The organism is Streptomyces sp. NPDC017225, from assembly GCF_044331465.1.
In the GTDB taxonomy this organism is placed as follows: Bacteria; Actinomycetota; Actinomycetes; order Streptomycetales; family Streptomycetaceae; genus Streptomyces.
On record NZ_JBIRNE010000005.1, the window covers coordinates 271,430 to 286,189 of the forward strand.

Genomic DNA, 14,760 nt, shown 5'->3' on the forward strand with positions numbered 1-14,760 from the left:
GGACGAGGACTGAGAAATGGGAATCCGCAAGTACAAGCCGACTACGCCGGGCCGTCGTGGCTCCAGCGTCGCCGACTTCGTCGAGGTCACGCGGTCCACGCCGGAGAAGTCGCTGGTCCGCCCGCTGCACAGCAAGGGCGGCCGTAACAACGCCGGTCGTGTGACCGTTCGCCACCAGGGTGGCGGACACAAGCGCGCCTTCCGCGTGATCGACTTCCGTCGGCACGACAAGGACGGCGTGCCGGCGAAGGTCGCGCACATCGAGTACGACCCCAACCGCACCGCGCGCATCGCGCTGCTGCACTACGCCGACGGCGAGAAGCGCTACATCCTCGCCCCGCGCAACCTGCAGCAGGGTGACCGCGTCGAGAACGGTCCCGGGGCCGACATCAAGCCGGGCAACAACCTGGCGCTCCGCAACATCCCGGTCGGTACCACGATCCACGCGATCGAGCTCCGTCCCGGTGGCGGTGCCAAGTTCGCCCGCTCCGCCGGTGCCTCCGTGCAGCTGCTCGCGAAGGAGGGCTCGATGGCCCACCTGCGCATGCCGTCCGGAGAGATCCGCCTGGTCGACCAGCGCTGCCGCGCCACGGTCGGCGAGGTCGGCAACGCCGAGCAGTCGAACATCAACTGGGGCAAGGCGGGCCGCAAGCGGTGGCTGGGCGTTCGCCCGACCGTCCGTGGTGTGGTCATGAACCCGGTGGACCACCCGCACGGTGGTGGTGAGGGCCGGACCTCCGGTGGTCGCCACCCTGTGTCCCCGTGGGGCAAGAAGGAAGGCCGTACTCGTTCGCCCAAGAAGGCGTCGAACAAGTACATCGTCCGCCGCCGCAAGACGAACAAGAAGCGCTAAGGACGGGTTGAGATGCCTCGTAGCTTGAAGAAGGGACCCTTCGTCGACGACCACCTGATCAAGAAGGTGGACACGCAGAACGAAGCCGGTTCCAAGAACGTCATCAAGACCTGGTCCCGTCGCTCGATGATCGTCCCGGCGATGCTCGGCCACACGATCGCGGTGCACAACGGCAAGACCCACATCCCGGTGTTTGTCACCGAGTCCATGGTCGGCCACAAGCTCGGCGAGTTCTCGCCGACGCGCACCTTCCGGGGTCACGTCAAGGACGACCGGAAGTCGAAGCGCCGCTAGTCAGCGGGGTGTGAAAGATCATGACAAACACTGAAGGGACAACCATGGAAGCCAGGGCCCAGGCGCGGTACATCCGCGTCACGCCCATGAAGGCCCGCCGCGTGGTGGACCTCATCCGTGGCATGGATGCCACGGAGGCTCAGGCGGTCCTGCGTTTCGCCCCGCAGGCCGCGAGCGTGCCGGTCGGCAAGGTGCTGGACAGCGCCATTGCCAACGCCGCGCACAACTACGACCACACCGACGCCGACAGCCTCGTCATTTCCGAGGCCTACGTCGACGAGGGCCCGACCCTGAAGCGGTTCCGTCCGCGCGCCCAGGGCCGCGCCTACCGGATCCGCAAGCGGACCAGCCACATCACCGTGGTCGTCAGCAGCAAGGAAGGAACCCGGTAATGGGCCAGAAGGTAAACCCGCACGGGTTCCGGCTCGGCATCACCACCGACTTCAAGTCGCGTTGGTACGCCGACAAGCTGTACAAGGACTACGTCAAGGAAGACGTCGCCATCCGTCGGATGATGACGTCCGGCATGGAGCGCGCCGGCATCTCGAAGGTGGAGATCGAGCGCACCCGTGACCGCGTGCGTGTGGACATCCACACCGCTCGTCCCGGCATCGTCATCGGCCGCCGCGGCGCCGAGGCCGACCGTATCCGCGGTGACCTGGAGAAGCTGACCGGCAAGCAGGTCCAGCTGAACATCCTCGAGGTCAAGAGCCCGGAGACGGACGCTCAGCTGGTGGCCCAGGCCGTCGCCGAGCAGCTCTCCTCCCGCGTCTCCTTCCGTCGTGCCATGCGCAAGAGCATGCAGGGCACGATGAAGGCCGGCGCCAAGGGCATCAAGATCCAGTGCGGTGGCCGCCTCGGTGGCGCCGAGATGTCCCGCTCGGAGTTCTACCGCGAGGGCCGTGTGCCCCTGCACACGCTCCGCGCGAACGTGGACTACGGCTTCTTCGAGGCCAAGACGACCTTCGGCCGCATCGGCGTGAAGGTCTGGATCTACAAGGGCGACGTCAAGAACATCGCCGAGGTCCGCGCCGAGAACGCCGCTGCCCGCGCCGGCAACCGCCCGGCCCGTGGTGGCAACGACCGCCCGGCCCGTGGTGGCCGCGGTGGCGAGCGTGGCGGTCGCGGTCGCAAGCCGCAGCAGCAGTCCGCGCCGGCTGCCGAGGCCCCCAAGGCCGACGCTCCCGCCGCCGCTGCCGCTCCGGCTGAGAGCACCGGAACGGAGGCCTGACCGAAATGCTGATCCCCCGTAGGGTCAAGCACCGCAAGCAGCACCACCCGAAGCGCCGTGGTCAGGCCAAGGGCGGTACGACGGTTGCGTTCGGCGAGTACGGCATCCAGGCCCTCACGCCGGCGTACGTGACCAACCGCCAGATCGAGGCGGCCCGTATCGCGATGACCCGCCACATCAAGCGTGGCGGCAAGGTCTGGATCAACATCTACCCGGACCGCCCGCTCACGAAGAAGCCGGCCGAGACCCGCATGGGTTCCGGTAAGGGTTCCCCCGAGTGGTGGATCGCGAACGTGCACCCGGGCCGGGTCATGTTCGAGCTGTCCTACCCCAACGAGAAGATCGCCCGTGAGGCGCTGACTCGTGCGGCCCACAAGCTGCCGATGAAGTGCCGGATCGTCAAGCGCGAGGCAGGTGAAGCGTGATGTCGGCCGGTACCAAGGCGTCCGAGCTGCGCGAACTGGGTGACGAGGAGCTTCTCGCGAAGCTCCGCGAAGCCAAGGAAGAGCTGTTCAACCTCCGCTTCCAGGCGGCGACGGGTCAGCTCGAGAACCACGGTCGGCTCAAGGCCGTCCGCAAGGACATCGCGCGGATCTACACCCTGATGCGTGAGCGCGAGCTGGGCATCGAGACGGTGGAGAGCGCCTGATGAGCGAGAGCAACGTGACTGAAGAGACGAAGGCCGGCCGCGGCTTCCGCAAGACCCGTCAGGGTCTGGTCGTCAGCGACAAGATGGACAAGACCGTCGTCGTCGCCGTCGAGGACCGCGTGACCCACGCCCTGTACGGCAAGGTCATCCGCCGTACGGAGAAGCTCAAGGCCCACGACGAGCAGAACACCGCCGGTGTCGGCGACCGTGTCCTCCTCATGGAGACCCGGCCGCTGTCCGCGACGAAGCGCTGGCGCGTCGTCGAGGTCCTCGAGAAGGCCAAGTAGGCAGTTCCCGCGAGGGAACTCCCCAAGTACGTTCCTGCGGGGCATTCCTCGCAGGGCAGTTCCGCCAGGCTCCGGGAGCCGCTCGCCCAGTTGGTGAGCGGCCCCCGGGGAACCGGCAGACAATCAGGAGATAGACGTGATCCAGCAGGAGTCGCGGCTGCGTGTCGCCGACAACACGGGTGCGAAGGAAATTCTCACCATCCGTGTGCTCGGTGGCTCGGGCCGCCGCTACGCGGGTATCGGTGACGTCATCGTCGCCACCGTCAAGGACGCGATCCCCGGTGGCAACGTGAAGAAGGGTGACGTCGTCAAGGCGGTCATCGTTCGCACCGTCAAGGAGCGCCGCCGTCCGGACGGCTCGTACATCCGCTTCGACGAGAACGCCGCCGTCATTCTGAAGAACGACGGCGACCCTCGTGGCACCCGTATCTTCGGTCCGGTGGGCCGTGAGCTGCGCGAGAAGAAGTTCATGAAGATCATCTCCCTCGCGCCGGAGGTGCTGTGAGCATGAAGATCAAGAAGGGCGACCTGGTCCAGGTCATCACCGGTAAGGACAAGGGCAAGCAGGGCAAGGTCATCGCGGCCTTCCCCCGTGAGGACCGTGTCCTGGTCGAGGGTGTCAACCGGGTCAAGAAGCACACCAAGGCCGGGCCGACCGCTCGCGGTTCGCAGGCCGGCGGCATCGTGACCACCGAGGCCCCGATCCACGTCTCCAACGTCCAGCTGGTCGTGGAGAAGGACGGCAACAAGGTCGTCACGCGCGTCGGTTACCGCTTCGACGACGAGGGCAACAAGGTTCGCGTTGCCAAGCGGACGGGTGAGGACATCTGATGGCTACCACCACCACTCCGCGTCTGAAGACGAAGTACCGCGAGGAGATCGCGGGCAAGCTGCGTGAGGAGTTCTCCTACGAGAACGTCATGCAGATCCCCGGCCTCGTCAAGATCGTGGTCAACATGGGTGTGGGCGACGCCGCCCGCGACTCCAAGCTGATCGACGGCGCGATTCGCGACCTCACCACGATCACCGGTCAGAAGCCGGCCGTCACCAAGGCCCGTAAGTCCATCGCGCAGTTCAAGCTGCGCGAGGGCCAGCCGATCGGTGCCCACGTCACGCTCCGTGGCGACCGCATGTGGGAGTTCCTGGACCGCACCCTGTCGCTCGCGCTTCCGCGCATCCGCGACTTCCGTGGTCTGTCCCCCAAGCAGTTCGACGGCCGTGGCAACTACACCTTCGGTCTCACCGAGCAGGTCATGTTCCACGAGATCGACCAGGACAAGATCGACCGCACCCGGGGTATGGACATCACCGTGGTGACCACGGCGACCAACGACGCTGAGGGCCGCGCGCTCCTTCGTCACCTCGGCTTCCCCTTCAAGGAGGCGTGAGCGAGATGGCGAAGAAGGCTCTGATTGCCAAGGCTGCTCGCAAGCCCAAGTTCGGTGTACGTGGCTACACGCGCTGCCAGCGCTGCGGCCGCCCGCACTCCGTCTACCGCAAGTTCGGCCTGTGCCGCGTGTGCCTTCGTGAGATGGCTCACCGTGGCGAGCTGCCGGGCGTGACCAAGAGCTCCTGGTAATCCGGTAATTCCGGGTTATTCAGACTCTCGGTAAGCAACCGGGTCGGCAGAGGCCCGGCTCCGCATGCCTTAGGCTTGTGGGGTTGGGCGTCTGCCACCCGTACGCCCGCAGGCAGTGCCTGCAAACATTTGCTTACTACGCCGTAGGTCCACCGCGCCGCACCCGTCCCGTCTCGGATCGGGGAGAGGGATGGCGCACCAGGAAACCACGGCGAGAGAGGCCGAAGGCCAATTCATGACCATGACTGATCCGATCGCAGACATGCTTACGCGTCTGCGGAACGCGAACTCGGCGTACCACGACTCCGTGACGATGCCGGCGTCCAAGATCAAGTCTCACATCGCGGAGATCCTCCAGCAGGAGGGCTTCATCACGGGCTGGAAGACCGAGGACGCCGAGGTCGGCAAGAACCTCGTCCTCGAGCTGAAGTTCGGCCCGAACCGTGAGCGCTCCATCGCGGGCATCAAGCGGATCTCGAAGCCCGGTCTCCGGGTGTACGCGAAGTCCACCAACCTGCCCAAGGTGCTGGGTGGCCTCGGCGTGGCGATCATCTCCACGTCTCACGGGCTCCTCACTGGACAGCAGGCCGGCAAGAAGGGCGTAGGCGGAGAAGTTCTCGCCTACGTCTGGTAACGGAAGGGAACGGAGGAAACAGCTATGTCGCGCATCGGCAAGCTCCCCATCGCGGTTCCCGCCGGCGTGGACGTCACCATCGACGGCCGTACGGTCGCGGTCAAGGGCCCCAAGGGCTCGCTGACCCACACCGTCGTGGCGCCGATCGACATCGCCAAGGGTGAGGACGGCGTTCTCAACGTCACCCGCCCCAACGACGAGCGTCAGAGCAAGGCCCTGCACGGCCTGTCCCGCACGCTGGTGGCGAACATGATCACCGGCGTGACCCAGGGTTACGTGAAGAAGCTCGAGATCAGCGGTGTCGGTTACCGCGTGCTCGCCAAGGGTTCGAACCTGGAGTTCTCCCTCGGCTACAGCCACTCGATCACCGTCGAGGCCCCCGAGGGCATCACCTTCAAGGTGGAGTCCCCGACCCGTTTCTCGGTCGAGGGCATCGACAAGCAGAAGGTCGGCGAGGTTGCGGCCAACATCCGCAAGCTGCGCAAGCCCGACCCGTACAAGGCCAAGGGCGTCAAGTACGAGGGCGAAGTCATCCGCCGCAAGGTCGGAAAGGCGGGTAAGTAAGCCATGGCATACGGACAGAAGATCCTCAAGGGCGACGCCTACAAGCGCGCCGCGATCAAGCGCCGTCACATCCGGATCCGCAAGCGGATCGGTGGTACGGCCGAGCGTCCCCGTCTGGTCGTTACCCGCTCGAACCGCCACATCGTGGCCCAGGTGATCGACGACCTCAAGGGTCACACCCTTGCGTCGGCGTCCACCCTGGACACCTCGATCCGTGGTGGCGAGGCGGACAAGTCCGCGCAGGCCAAGCAGGTCGGCGCCCTGGTCGCCGAGCGCGCCAAGGCCGCGGGTGTCGAGACTGTCGTGTTCGACCGCGGTGGCAACCAGTACGCCGGGCGCATCGCCGCTCTGGCGGACGCCGCCCGCGAAGCCGGACTGAAGTTCTGAGCCGCCCGTCGCAGCAGCGACCCAGGTCGTTGCGTGGCTACGGAAACAGAGAGAGGTAATTCCAATGGCTGGACCCCAGCGCCGCGGTGGCGGTGCCGGTGGCGGCGAGCGGCGGGACCGGAAGGGCCGTGACGGTGGCGCAGGTGCCGCCGAGAAGACCGCTTACGTTGAGCGCGTCGTCGCGATCAACCGCGTCGCCAAGGTTGTGAAGGGTGGTCGTCGCTTCAGCTTCACCGCGCTGGTCGTGGTGGGCGACGGTGACGGCACCGTGGGTGTCGGTTACGGCAAGGCCAAGGAGGTGCCGGCCGCCATCGCCAAGGGTGTTGAGGAGGCCAAGAAGCACTTCTTCAAGGTCCCCCGTATCCAGGGCACCATCCCGCACCCCATCCAGGGTGAGAAGGCTGCCGGCGTCGTGCTGCTCAAGCCCGCGTCCCCGGGTACCGGTGTTATCGCCGGTGGTCCGGTGCGCGCCGTGCTCGAGTGCGCCGGTATCCACGACGTGCTGTCGAAGTCGCTCGGCTCCGACAACCAGATCAACATCGTGCACGCGACCGTGGAGGCCCTCAAGGGCCTGCAGCGTCCCGAGGAGATCGCGGCCCGCCGTGGTCTGCCGCTCGAGGACGTCGCCCCCGCGGCTCTTCTCCGTGCACGTGCCGGGGCGGGTGCGTAATCATGGCGCAGCTCAAGATTACGCAGGTCAAGTCCTACATCGGCAGCAAGCAGAACCACCGTGACACCCTGCGTACCCTTGGTCTCAAGGGGATCAACACGCAGGTCGTCAAGGAGGACCGCCCCGAGTTCCGCGGCATGGTGCAGACCGTCCGCCACCTCGTGACGGTCGAGGAGGTCGACTGATCATGGGTGAGCAGAACCCGCTCAAGATCCACAACCTCCGTCCCGCCCCGGGCGCCAAGACCGCGAAGACCCGTGTCGGTCGTGGTGAGGCGTCGAAGGGTAAGACGGCCGGTCGTGGTACCAAGGGTACGAAGGCCCGTTACCAGGTTCCGGAGCGCTTCGAGGGTGGCCAGATGCCCCTCCACATGCGTCTTCCGAAGCTGAAGGGCTTCAAGAACCCGTTCAAGACCGAGTTCCAGGTCGTGAACCTCGACAAGCTGGCCGCGCTCTACCCCGAGGGTGGCGAAGTCACCGTCGAGGGTCTGGTGGCCAAGGGTGCCGTTCGCAAGAACAGCCTCGTCAAGGTCCTCGGCCAGGGCGAGATCTCCGTGGCGCTGCAGGTGACGGTCGACGCCGTCTCCGGCTCCGCCAAGGAGAAGATCTCCGCCGCCGGCGGTACTGTCACCGAGCTCGTCTGAACCCTTCAGGCGCCTCGATGACTTGAGCGATCCCAACCGGGGATGCCCCACAAAAGGGGTATCCCCGGTTGGTCGTTCCAAGGAAAGTACTCCCGCCGGTAAGGTGGCCTGCGCTGCCCTCTTTCACGGGTGCGTCACATGGGGCACCCTGGGCGGCAGTTGACCGTTACTTACTAAGTCGTCAGTCGAATCCTCAAGACCGTCACCCTTGACGCAGTAGCGCGGGGGTCGCAGGAGGCACCGTGCTCACCGCGTTCGCCCGGGCGTTCAAGACGCCCGACCTGCGCAAGAAGCTGCTCTTCACGCTCGGCATCATCGTGGTCTACCGGCTTGGTACCCACATCCCCATCCCAGGCGTCGATTACAAGAACGTCCAGGAGTGTGTGGACCAGGCGTCCGGCAACCAGGGCCTCTTCGGTCTGGTGAACATGTTCAGCGGCGGCGCCCTGCTGCAGATCACGGTCTTCGCGCTCGGCATCATGCCGTACATCACGGCGAGCATCATTCTGCAGCTGCTGACCGTGGTGATCCCGCGCCTGGAAGCCCTGAAGAAGGAGGGCCAGGCGGGCACTGCGAAGATCACGCAGTACACCCGCTACCTGACCATCGCGCTCGCCATCCTCCAGGGCACCGGCCTGGTGGCCACCGCCCGCAGCGGCGCCCTCTTCTCCGGCTGCACCGTCGCGGGCCAGATCGTCCCCGACCAGGCGATCTTCACCACCGTCGTCATGGTGATCACCATGACCGCCGGCACGGCCACGGTCATGTGGCTCGGCGAGCTGATCACCGACCGCGGTGTCGGCAACGGCATGTCGATCCTGATGTTCATCTCGATCGCCGCGACGTTCCCGTCCGCGCTGTGGGCCATCAAGACGGAGGGCGAGCTGGCGGACGGCTGGATCGAGTTCGGCATCGTCATGCTGGTCGGCTTCGTCATGGTCGGCCTGGTCGTCTTCGTGGAGCAGGCGCAGCGCCGCATCCCGGTGCAGTACGCGAAGCGTATGATCGGCCGCCGTTCCTACGGTGGTACGTCGACGTACATCCCGCTCAAGGTGAACCAGGCGGGCATCATCCCCGTCATCTTCGCCTCGTCGCTGCTCTACATCCCGGCGCTGATCGTCCAGTTCTCCGGTTCGACCGCGGGCTGGGCCACCTGGATCCAGAAGAACCTGGCCGACCCCGAGGCGGCGCCGCACATCGTCCTGTACTTCCTCCTGATCGTGTTCTTCGCCTTCTTCTACGTGGCGATCTCGTTCAACCCCGAGGAAGTCGCGGACAACATGAAGAAGTATGGTGGGTTCATCCCGGGCATCCGGGCTGGCCGACCGACCGCTGAGTATCTGAGCTACGTACTCAACCGGATCACCTGGCCGGGTTCGCTGTATCTGGGCCTGATCTCTCTCGTACCGACAATGGCGTTGGCCGGTTTCGGGGCAAACCAGAACTTCCCGTTCGGCGGGACCAGCATCCTCATCATCGTGGGTGTGGGTCTTGAGACGGTGAAGCAGATCGAGAGCCAGCTCCAGCAGCGCAATTACGAAGGGTTCCTCCGCTGATGCGAATCGTCCTCGTCGGGCCGCCGGGCGCCGGAAAGGGAACGCAGGCCACCCGCCTTGCCGAGACGCTGCACATTCCGCACATCTCCACGGGTGACCTGTTCCGCGCGAACATCAGTCAGCAGACCGAACTGGGCAAGCTCGCCAAGTCCTACATCGAGGCCGGAAACCTCGTACCGGACGAGGTCACCATCGCCATGGCGAAGGACCGCATGGAGCAGCCCGACGCCGAGGGCGGCTTCCTGCTGGACGGTTTCCCGCGCAACGTCTCCCAGGCCGAGGCGCTGGACGAGCTGCTCGAGACCGAGGTCATGAAGCTCGACGCGGTGCTGGACCTGGAGGCCCCGGAGGACGAGGTCGTCAAGCGGATCGCAGGCCGGCGCGTCTGCCGCAACAACTCGGCGCACGTCTTCCACGTGACGTACACGCCGCCGAAGAAGGAAGGCGTCTGCGACGTCTGCGGCGGCGAGCTGTACCAGCGGGGCGACGACTCCGAGGAGACGGTCCGCAAGCGGCTCGAGGTCTACCACACGCAGACCGAGCCGATCATCGACTACTACAAGGCGCAGGGCCTGGTCGTCACCATCGCGGCGACGGGACCGGTGGACGAGGTCACGGGCCGGGCGCTGGAGGCGCTCAAGCGCGACAAGTAGTTCTCGGTACCGGCTGCAGCCGCGGTCCCTCGCTCAGGGGCCGCGGCTGTGCTGTGGGGTGGGGACGCCCGCCCCGTATCGTGGGAAGCGGCAGTGCTCCTTCCCGTGTCCTCCGTCTCCCCGGTCCAGAAAGGCCGCAGTCCCCATGGTGCAGATCAAGAGCCCCGAGCAGATCGCCAAGATGCGTGAGGCGGGGCTGGTCGTCGCCGCCATCCACGCGGCCACGCGCGAGGCCGCCGTGCCCGGCGCCACGACCAAGGACCTGGACCAGGTCGCCCGCAAGGTGCTCACGGAGTACGACGCCAAGCCGAACTTCCTCGGCTACGGCGGCTTCCCGGCGACCATCTGCACCTCGGTGAACGAGGTCGTCGTCCACGGCATCCCGTCCGACGACGTCGTCCTCAAGGACGGTGACGTCATCTCCATCGACTGCGGCGCGATCATCGACGGCTGGCACGGCGACGCCGCCTACACCGCCTTCGTCGGCTCCGGTCACTCCCCGGAGCTGGTCGAGCTCTCCCGGGTGACCGAGGAGTCCATGTGGGCCGGCATCGCGGCGATGAAGCAGGGCAACCGGCTCGTGGACGTGTCCCGGGCCATCGAGACGTACATCCGCCGCCAGCCCAAGCCCGGCGGCGGCAAGTACGGGATCATCGAGGACTACGGCGGCCACGGCATCGGCACCGAGATGCACATGGACCCGCACCTGCTGAACTACGTCGAGCGCCGGCGCGGCAAGGGCCCGAAGCTGGTGCCCGGCTTCTGCCTCGCCATCGAGCCGATGGTGTCCCTCGGCACACCGCGCACGGAGGTCCTGCCGGACGACTGGACGGTCATCACGACCGACGGCACGTGGTCCTCCCACTGGGAGCACTCGGTGGCCCTCACGGAGGGGGGTCCGCTGGTTCTGACGGCCCCTGACGGGGGTAAGGCGAAGCTGGCGGAACTGGGCATCACGGCGGCACCGGACCCGCTGGGCTGAGGGCCGCGGCCGCGGCCCCGGCGCCCGCCGGCCGGAGGCCGCCGCAGCCGCTCGAAGCCAGTGAGGCGCCCTCGGCGCCGAGCCCGCGAGAGGGGCGTGAAGGATTGGTCGACTGGACGGTCATCACGACCGACGGCACGTGGTCCTCTCACTGGGAGCACTCGGTGGCCCTCACGGAGCGGGGTCCGCTGGTTCTGACGGCCCCTGACGGGGGTAAGGCGAAGCTGGCGGAACTGGGCATCACGGCGGCACCGGACCCGCTGGGCTGACGGCCCCCGCATAACGATCGCCCGAGTGGGGCAGACTTCCTCGTTTCGCCTTTCCGGGTGTGCTGACGTAGACTGACTCGTCGGATCTCGTGCACCCGCATGCCTGCATGCACTCGTGCGGAGCACGTGAGTCGATCAAGGTAGTCGATTCGAAGGGCGAAGCGTGGCCAAGAAGCAAGGTGCCATCGAGATCGAGGGCACTGTCGTCGAGTCTCTCCCCAACGCGATGTTCAGGGTCGAGCTCCAGAACGGCCACCAGGTCCTGGCACACATCAGCGGCAAGATGCGTATGCACTACATCCGCATCCTCCCTGACGACCGGGTCGTGGTGGAGCTGTCTCCGTACGACCTGACGCGTGGCCGGATCGTCTACCGGTACAAGTGAGCTTGGGCGGGTCCCGTACCCGCCCCGGCGGCCGGGAGGGTCGTCGTCGGACAGGCTCGCCCTGTCACACTTCCCGGAGCGATCCAGGGGAGTTTCTCCAACGTACAAGTAGATCTTTCCCCTGCCCCGGCACCGTATGGCGCGGGGGCACTGAGCCCGGAGAACTTCACTCAATGAAGGTCAAGCCGAGCGTCAAGAAGATCTGCGACAAGTGCAGGGTGATCCGCCGTCACGGCCGGGTCATGGTTATCTGCGACAACCCGCGCCACAAGCAGCGCCAGGGCTGACGCACAACCTTCCCTCCGCGATTCGCAGGGCTTCGCGCGACGCGAGCTGAATATGTTCATACGCAGGACCCGGGCGCCGAGGCGTCCGACACCCCCGGTTCGGAGGCCGGGGACCCGATCCGTACCTGACACGGCGGCGCGGGAACCGGTTCTGTGGAAGACCTCCGAAGATCAACTGGAGCCATTGAATGGCACGCGTTTCCGGTGTTGACATCCCGCGCGAAAAGCGCGTCGAGATCGCCCTCACCTACGTGTTCGGCATCGGCCGGACTCTCTCGCAGCAGACGCTGGCTGCCACCGAGGTGGACCCGAACACCCGTGTTCGTGACCTCTCCGAGGAGCAGCTCGTCGCGATCCGCGAGTACGTCGACAACAACATCAAGACCGAGGGTGACCTCCGTCGCGAGGTCCAGGCCGACATCCGCCGCAAGGTCGAGATCGGCACGTACCAGGGTCTCCGCCACCGCCGCGGCCTGCCCGTCCGCGGTCAGCGCACCAGCACCAACGCCCGCACCCGCAAGGGCCCGCGTCGCGCCATCGCCGGTAAGAAGAAGCCGGGCAAGAAGTAGTCCACAGCGGACTCGCCGTCCAGCGGTCTTCGCTGTAGGACCGACCACCTCCCCTGTAGGAGAACGACATGCCCCCCAAGGGACGTCAGGGCGCTGCCAAGAAGGTGCGCCGCAAGGAAAAGAAGAACGTCGCTCACGGCCACGCGCACATCAAGAGCACGTTCAACAACACGATCGTGTCCATCACGGACCCGACCGGCAACGTGATCTCCTGGGCCTCCGCCGGCCACGTCGGCTTCAAGGGCTCGCGCAAGTCCACGCCGTTCGCCGCGCAGATGGCCGCCGAGTCGGCTGCCCGTCGCGCGCAGGAGCACGGCATGCGCAAGGTCGACGTCTTCGTCAAGGGTCCGGGTTCCGGTCGTGAGACCGCCATCCGCTCCCTGCAGGCGACCGGCCTCGAGGTCGGTTCGATCCAGGACGTCACCCCGACGCCGCACAACGGCTGCCGTCCGCCGAAGCGTCGTCGCGTCTGATCCGCCGCGTCGTACGCGACGCGTCTGATCTCGCTTCACCAGGGTTCTCACGGGCGGTACGGCTCTTTCGGGTCGTATCGCCCGTACCCTTGCAGTAATGGTCGGGCGTCAAATAGCGGGCGCCCCTGACTGAAGGATCACCACATGCTGATCGCTCAGCGTCCCTCGTTGACCGAAGAGGTCGTCGACGAGTTCCGCTCCCGGTTCGTCATCGAGCCGCTGGAGCCGGGCTTCGGCTACACCCTCGGCAACTCCCTGCGCCGTACGCTCCTCTCCTCGATCCCGGGTGCGGCGGTCACGTCCATCCGCATCGACGGTGTCCTGCACGAGTTCACCACCGTGCCGGGCGTCAAGGAGGACGTCACCGACCTGATCCTCAACATCAAGCAGCTGGTCGTGTCGTCCGAGCACGACGAGCCCGTTGTGATGTACCTGCGCAAGCAGGGCCCGGGTCTGGTCACCGCCGCCGACATCGCGCCCCCGGCCGGTGTCGAGGTGCACAACCCCGACCTCGTCCTCGCCACGCTCAACGGCAAGGGCAAGCTGGAGATGGAGCTGACCGTCGAGCGCGGTCGCGGCTACGTCTCCGCCGTGCAGAACAAGCAGGTCGGTCAGGAGATCGGGCGCATCCCGGTCGACTCGATCTACTCGCCGGTTCTCAAGGTCACGTACAAGGTCGAGGCCACGCGTGTCGAGCAGCGCACCGACTTCGACAAGCTGATCGTCGACGTCGAGACCAAGCAGGCCATGCGTCCGCGCGACGCCATGGCGTCGGCCGGCAAGACCCTGGTCGAGCTGTTCGGTCTCGCCCGCGAGCTGAACATCGACGCCGAGGGCATCGACATGGGCCCGTCCCCGACGGACGCCGCGCTCGCCGCCGATCTCGCCCTGCCGATCGAGGAGCTGGAGCTCACCGTTCGGTCGTACAACTGCCTCAAGCGTGAGGGCATCCACTCCGTGGGTGAGCTCGTCGCGCGTTCCGAGGCGGACCTGCTCGACATCCGCAACTTCGGTGCGAAGTCGATCGACGAGGTCAAGGCCAAGCTCGCCGGGATGGGTCTCGCGCTCAAGGACTCGCCTCCCGGGTTCGACCCGACCGCCGCCGCGGACGCCTTCGGTGCCGACGACGACGCGGACGCGGGCTTCGTGGAGACCGAGCAGTACTGATCGATTCCTTCCGGGGCGTCCCTTCGGGGCTGCCCCGGATCTCCGACAGGCGACCGCCTGCTCGGATACTGACTTCGGTACCTGATACGGCCGGGGCAGACACCTAGGAGAAAAAATGCCGAAGCCCACCAAGGGTGCCCGTCTGGGCGGCAGCGCCGCGCACGAGAAGCTGCTCCTCGCGAACCTCGCGAAGTCGCTCTTCGAGCACGGCAAGATCAAGACCACCGAGGCGAAGGCGCGCAAGCTGCGTCCGTACGCCGAGCGTCTGGTCACCAAGGCGAAGAAGGGCGACCTTCACAACCGCCGTCAGGTGCTCCAGGTGATCACGGACAAGAGCATCGTGCACACGCTCTTCACCGAGATCGGCCCGCGCTACGAGAACCGTCCCGGTGGCTACACCCGGATCACCAAGGTCGGTAACCGCCGTGGCGACAACGCGCCCATGGCCGTCATCGAGCTGGTCGAGGCGCTGACCGTGGCGCAGGAGGCGACCGGCGAGGCCGAGGCCGCCACCAAGCGCTCCGCCAAGGACGCCGAGGCCGCCGAGACCAAGGTCGACACGACCAAGGCCGACGACGAGGCTGCCGCCGAGGAGTCCAAGGACGCGTAAGCGTCTGCCGGGGGCTGT

Annotated in this window: 26 protein-coding genes and 1 pseudogene; all 27 read left to right on the plus strand. The window is 66.4% G+C overall.

All coding sequences use genetic code 11. The features are described from left to right. Positions 1-16: 16 nt before the first annotated feature. The 27 genes and pseudogenes from rplB to rplQ all read left to right on the plus strand — a co-directional run bounded on the left by rplB (position 17) and on the right by rplQ (position 14,742). Positions 17-853, plus strand: a complete 837-nt coding sequence (gene rplB, locus ACH4NX_RS14690) for a 50S ribosomal protein L2 (protein ID WP_279560369.1) — start codon at positions 17-19, stop codon at positions 851-853. Positions 854-865: 12 nt separating this feature from the next. Beyond that, a complete protein-coding gene (rpsS, locus tag ACH4NX_RS14695) occupies positions 866-1,147 on the plus strand; it encodes a 30S ribosomal protein S19 (protein WP_055418366.1) in 282 nt (93 codons plus the stop codon). Positions 1,148-1,191: 44 nt separating this feature from the next. Further along, the gene (gene rplV / locus ACH4NX_RS14700) at positions 1,192-1,539 is read left to right on the plus strand and encodes a 50S ribosomal protein L22 (RefSeq protein ID WP_030619142.1); all 348 of its coding nucleotides are present in this window, start codon (positions 1,192-1,194) and stop codon (positions 1,537-1,539) included. Then, positions 1,539-2,378: a 30S ribosomal protein S3 gene (gene rpsC / locus ACH4NX_RS14705; RefSeq protein ID WP_053135626.1), complete on the plus strand. Its 840-nt coding sequence runs from the start codon at positions 1,539-1,541 to the stop codon at positions 2,376-2,378. Before rplV ends, rpsC begins: the two co-directional genes overlap by 1 nt. A gap of 5 nt (positions 2,379-2,383) precedes the next feature. Next, the gene (gene rplP, locus ACH4NX_RS14710; RefSeq protein ID WP_004927269.1) at positions 2,384-2,803 is read left to right on the plus strand and encodes a 50S ribosomal protein L16; all 420 of its coding nucleotides are present in this window, start codon (positions 2,384-2,386) and stop codon (positions 2,801-2,803) included. Beyond that, the gene (gene rpmC, locus ACH4NX_RS14715; RefSeq protein WP_003998824.1) at positions 2,803-3,027 is read left to right on the plus strand and encodes a 50S ribosomal protein L29; all 225 of its coding nucleotides are present in this window, start codon (positions 2,803-2,805) and stop codon (positions 3,025-3,027) included. Before rplP ends, rpmC begins: the two co-directional genes overlap by 1 nt. Beyond that, complete coding sequence (gene rpsQ, locus ACH4NX_RS14720) at positions 3,027-3,314, plus strand: 30S ribosomal protein S17 (RefSeq protein ID WP_345596384.1); 288 nt, start codon at positions 3,027-3,029, stop codon at positions 3,312-3,314. Before rpmC ends, rpsQ begins: the two co-directional genes overlap by 1 nt. Before the next feature lie 136 nt (positions 3,315-3,450). Continuing rightward, positions 3,451-3,819 carry a 50S ribosomal protein L14 gene (gene rplN, locus ACH4NX_RS14725; RefSeq protein WP_003974257.1) on the plus strand — a complete coding sequence of 123 codons (369 nt, stop codon included), beginning with the start codon at positions 3,451-3,453 and terminating at the stop codon, positions 3,817-3,819. A gap of 2 nt (positions 3,820-3,821) precedes the next feature. Further along, on the plus strand, positions 3,822-4,145 hold the full coding sequence (rplX, locus tag ACH4NX_RS14730; RefSeq protein ID WP_003974256.1) for a 50S ribosomal protein L24: 324 nt from the start codon (positions 3,822-3,824) through the stop codon (positions 4,143-4,145). Further along, complete coding sequence (rplE, locus tag ACH4NX_RS14735; protein WP_030619154.1) at positions 4,145-4,702, plus strand: 50S ribosomal protein L5; 558 nt, start codon at positions 4,145-4,147, stop codon at positions 4,700-4,702. The genes rplX and rplE overlap by 1 nt, the downstream gene beginning before the upstream one ends. Positions 4,703-4,707: 5 nt before the next feature. Further along, entirely contained in the window at positions 4,708-4,893 is a 186-nt protein-coding gene (locus tag ACH4NX_RS14740; RefSeq protein WP_003948630.1) for a type Z 30S ribosomal protein S14, read from the plus strand. Between the two features lie 235 nt (positions 4,894-5,128). Beyond that, positions 5,129-5,527: a 30S ribosomal protein S8 gene (gene rpsH, locus ACH4NX_RS14745; protein WP_031041548.1), complete on the plus strand. Its 399-nt coding sequence runs from the start codon at positions 5,129-5,131 to the stop codon at positions 5,525-5,527. A gap of 24 nt (positions 5,528-5,551) precedes the next feature. Then, complete coding sequence (gene rplF / locus ACH4NX_RS14750; protein ID WP_351389515.1) at positions 5,552-6,091, plus strand: 50S ribosomal protein L6; 540 nt, start codon at positions 5,552-5,554, stop codon at positions 6,089-6,091. 3 nt (positions 6,092-6,094) lie between these two features. Beyond that, complete coding sequence (gene rplR / locus ACH4NX_RS14755) at positions 6,095-6,478, plus strand: 50S ribosomal protein L18 (RefSeq protein ID WP_345596908.1); 384 nt, start codon at positions 6,095-6,097, stop codon at positions 6,476-6,478. 64 nt (positions 6,479-6,542) lie between these two features. Beyond that, a complete protein-coding gene (gene rpsE, locus ACH4NX_RS14760) occupies positions 6,543-7,148 on the plus strand; it encodes a 30S ribosomal protein S5 (RefSeq protein WP_133887695.1) in 606 nt (201 codons plus the stop codon). Between the two features lie 2 nt (positions 7,149-7,150). Next, on the plus strand, positions 7,151-7,333 hold the full coding sequence (gene rpmD / locus ACH4NX_RS14765) for a 50S ribosomal protein L30 (RefSeq protein WP_345596905.1): 183 nt from the start codon (positions 7,151-7,153) through the stop codon (positions 7,331-7,333). A gap of 2 nt (positions 7,334-7,335) precedes the next feature. Next, positions 7,336-7,791 carry a 50S ribosomal protein L15 gene (rplO, locus tag ACH4NX_RS14770; protein ID WP_279560364.1) on the plus strand — a complete coding sequence of 152 codons (456 nt, stop codon included), beginning with the start codon at positions 7,336-7,338 and terminating at the stop codon, positions 7,789-7,791. Positions 7,792-8,033: 242 nt separating this feature from the next. Next, complete coding sequence (secY, locus tag ACH4NX_RS14775) at positions 8,034-9,347, plus strand: preprotein translocase subunit SecY (RefSeq protein ID WP_351389510.1); 1,314 nt, start codon at positions 8,034-8,036, stop codon at positions 9,345-9,347. Further along, positions 9,347-10,000: an adenylate kinase gene (locus tag ACH4NX_RS14780; protein WP_351389507.1), complete on the plus strand. Its 654-nt coding sequence runs from the start codon at positions 9,347-9,349 to the stop codon at positions 9,998-10,000. Before secY ends, ACH4NX_RS14780 begins: the two co-directional genes overlap by 1 nt. A gap of 145 nt (positions 10,001-10,145) precedes the next feature. Beyond that, positions 10,146-10,982 carry a type I methionyl aminopeptidase gene (map, locus tag ACH4NX_RS14785; RefSeq protein ID WP_351389504.1) on the plus strand — a complete coding sequence of 279 codons (837 nt, stop codon included), beginning with the start codon at positions 10,146-10,148 and terminating at the stop codon, positions 10,980-10,982. A 110-nt stretch (positions 10,983-11,092) separates the two neighbouring features. Next, positions 11,093-11,251, plus strand: a pseudogene (locus ACH4NX_RS14790) (type I methionyl aminopeptidase); the annotation flags it as partial. A gap of 163 nt (positions 11,252-11,414) precedes the next feature. Then, a complete protein-coding gene (gene infA, locus ACH4NX_RS14795) occupies positions 11,415-11,636 on the plus strand; it encodes a translation initiation factor IF-1 (RefSeq protein WP_004927214.1) in 222 nt (73 codons plus the stop codon). Between the two features lie 173 nt (positions 11,637-11,809). After that, positions 11,810-11,923 carry a 50S ribosomal protein L36 gene (gene rpmJ / locus ACH4NX_RS14800; RefSeq protein WP_003974245.1) on the plus strand — a complete coding sequence of 38 codons (114 nt, stop codon included), beginning with the start codon at positions 11,810-11,812 and terminating at the stop codon, positions 11,921-11,923. A 188-nt stretch (positions 11,924-12,111) separates the two neighbouring features. After that, positions 12,112-12,492 carry a 30S ribosomal protein S13 gene (gene rpsM / locus ACH4NX_RS14805; RefSeq protein ID WP_398127090.1) on the plus strand — a complete coding sequence of 127 codons (381 nt, stop codon included), beginning with the start codon at positions 12,112-12,114 and terminating at the stop codon, positions 12,490-12,492. Positions 12,493-12,560: 68 nt separating this feature from the next. Next, positions 12,561-12,965 carry a 30S ribosomal protein S11 gene (gene rpsK / locus ACH4NX_RS14810; protein WP_003948617.1) on the plus strand — a complete coding sequence of 135 codons (405 nt, stop codon included), beginning with the start codon at positions 12,561-12,563 and terminating at the stop codon, positions 12,963-12,965. Between the two features lie 144 nt (positions 12,966-13,109). Next, positions 13,110-14,132 (plus strand): DNA-directed RNA polymerase subunit alpha, encoded by a 1,023-nt coding sequence (locus ACH4NX_RS14815; RefSeq protein ID WP_003966937.1) that lies wholly within the window; start codon positions 13,110-13,112, stop codon positions 14,130-14,132. Between the two features lie 115 nt (positions 14,133-14,247). Further along, complete coding sequence (gene rplQ, locus ACH4NX_RS14820; RefSeq protein WP_351389500.1) at positions 14,248-14,742, plus strand: 50S ribosomal protein L17; 495 nt, start codon at positions 14,248-14,250, stop codon at positions 14,740-14,742. Positions 14,743-14,760: the final 18 nt, after the last annotated feature.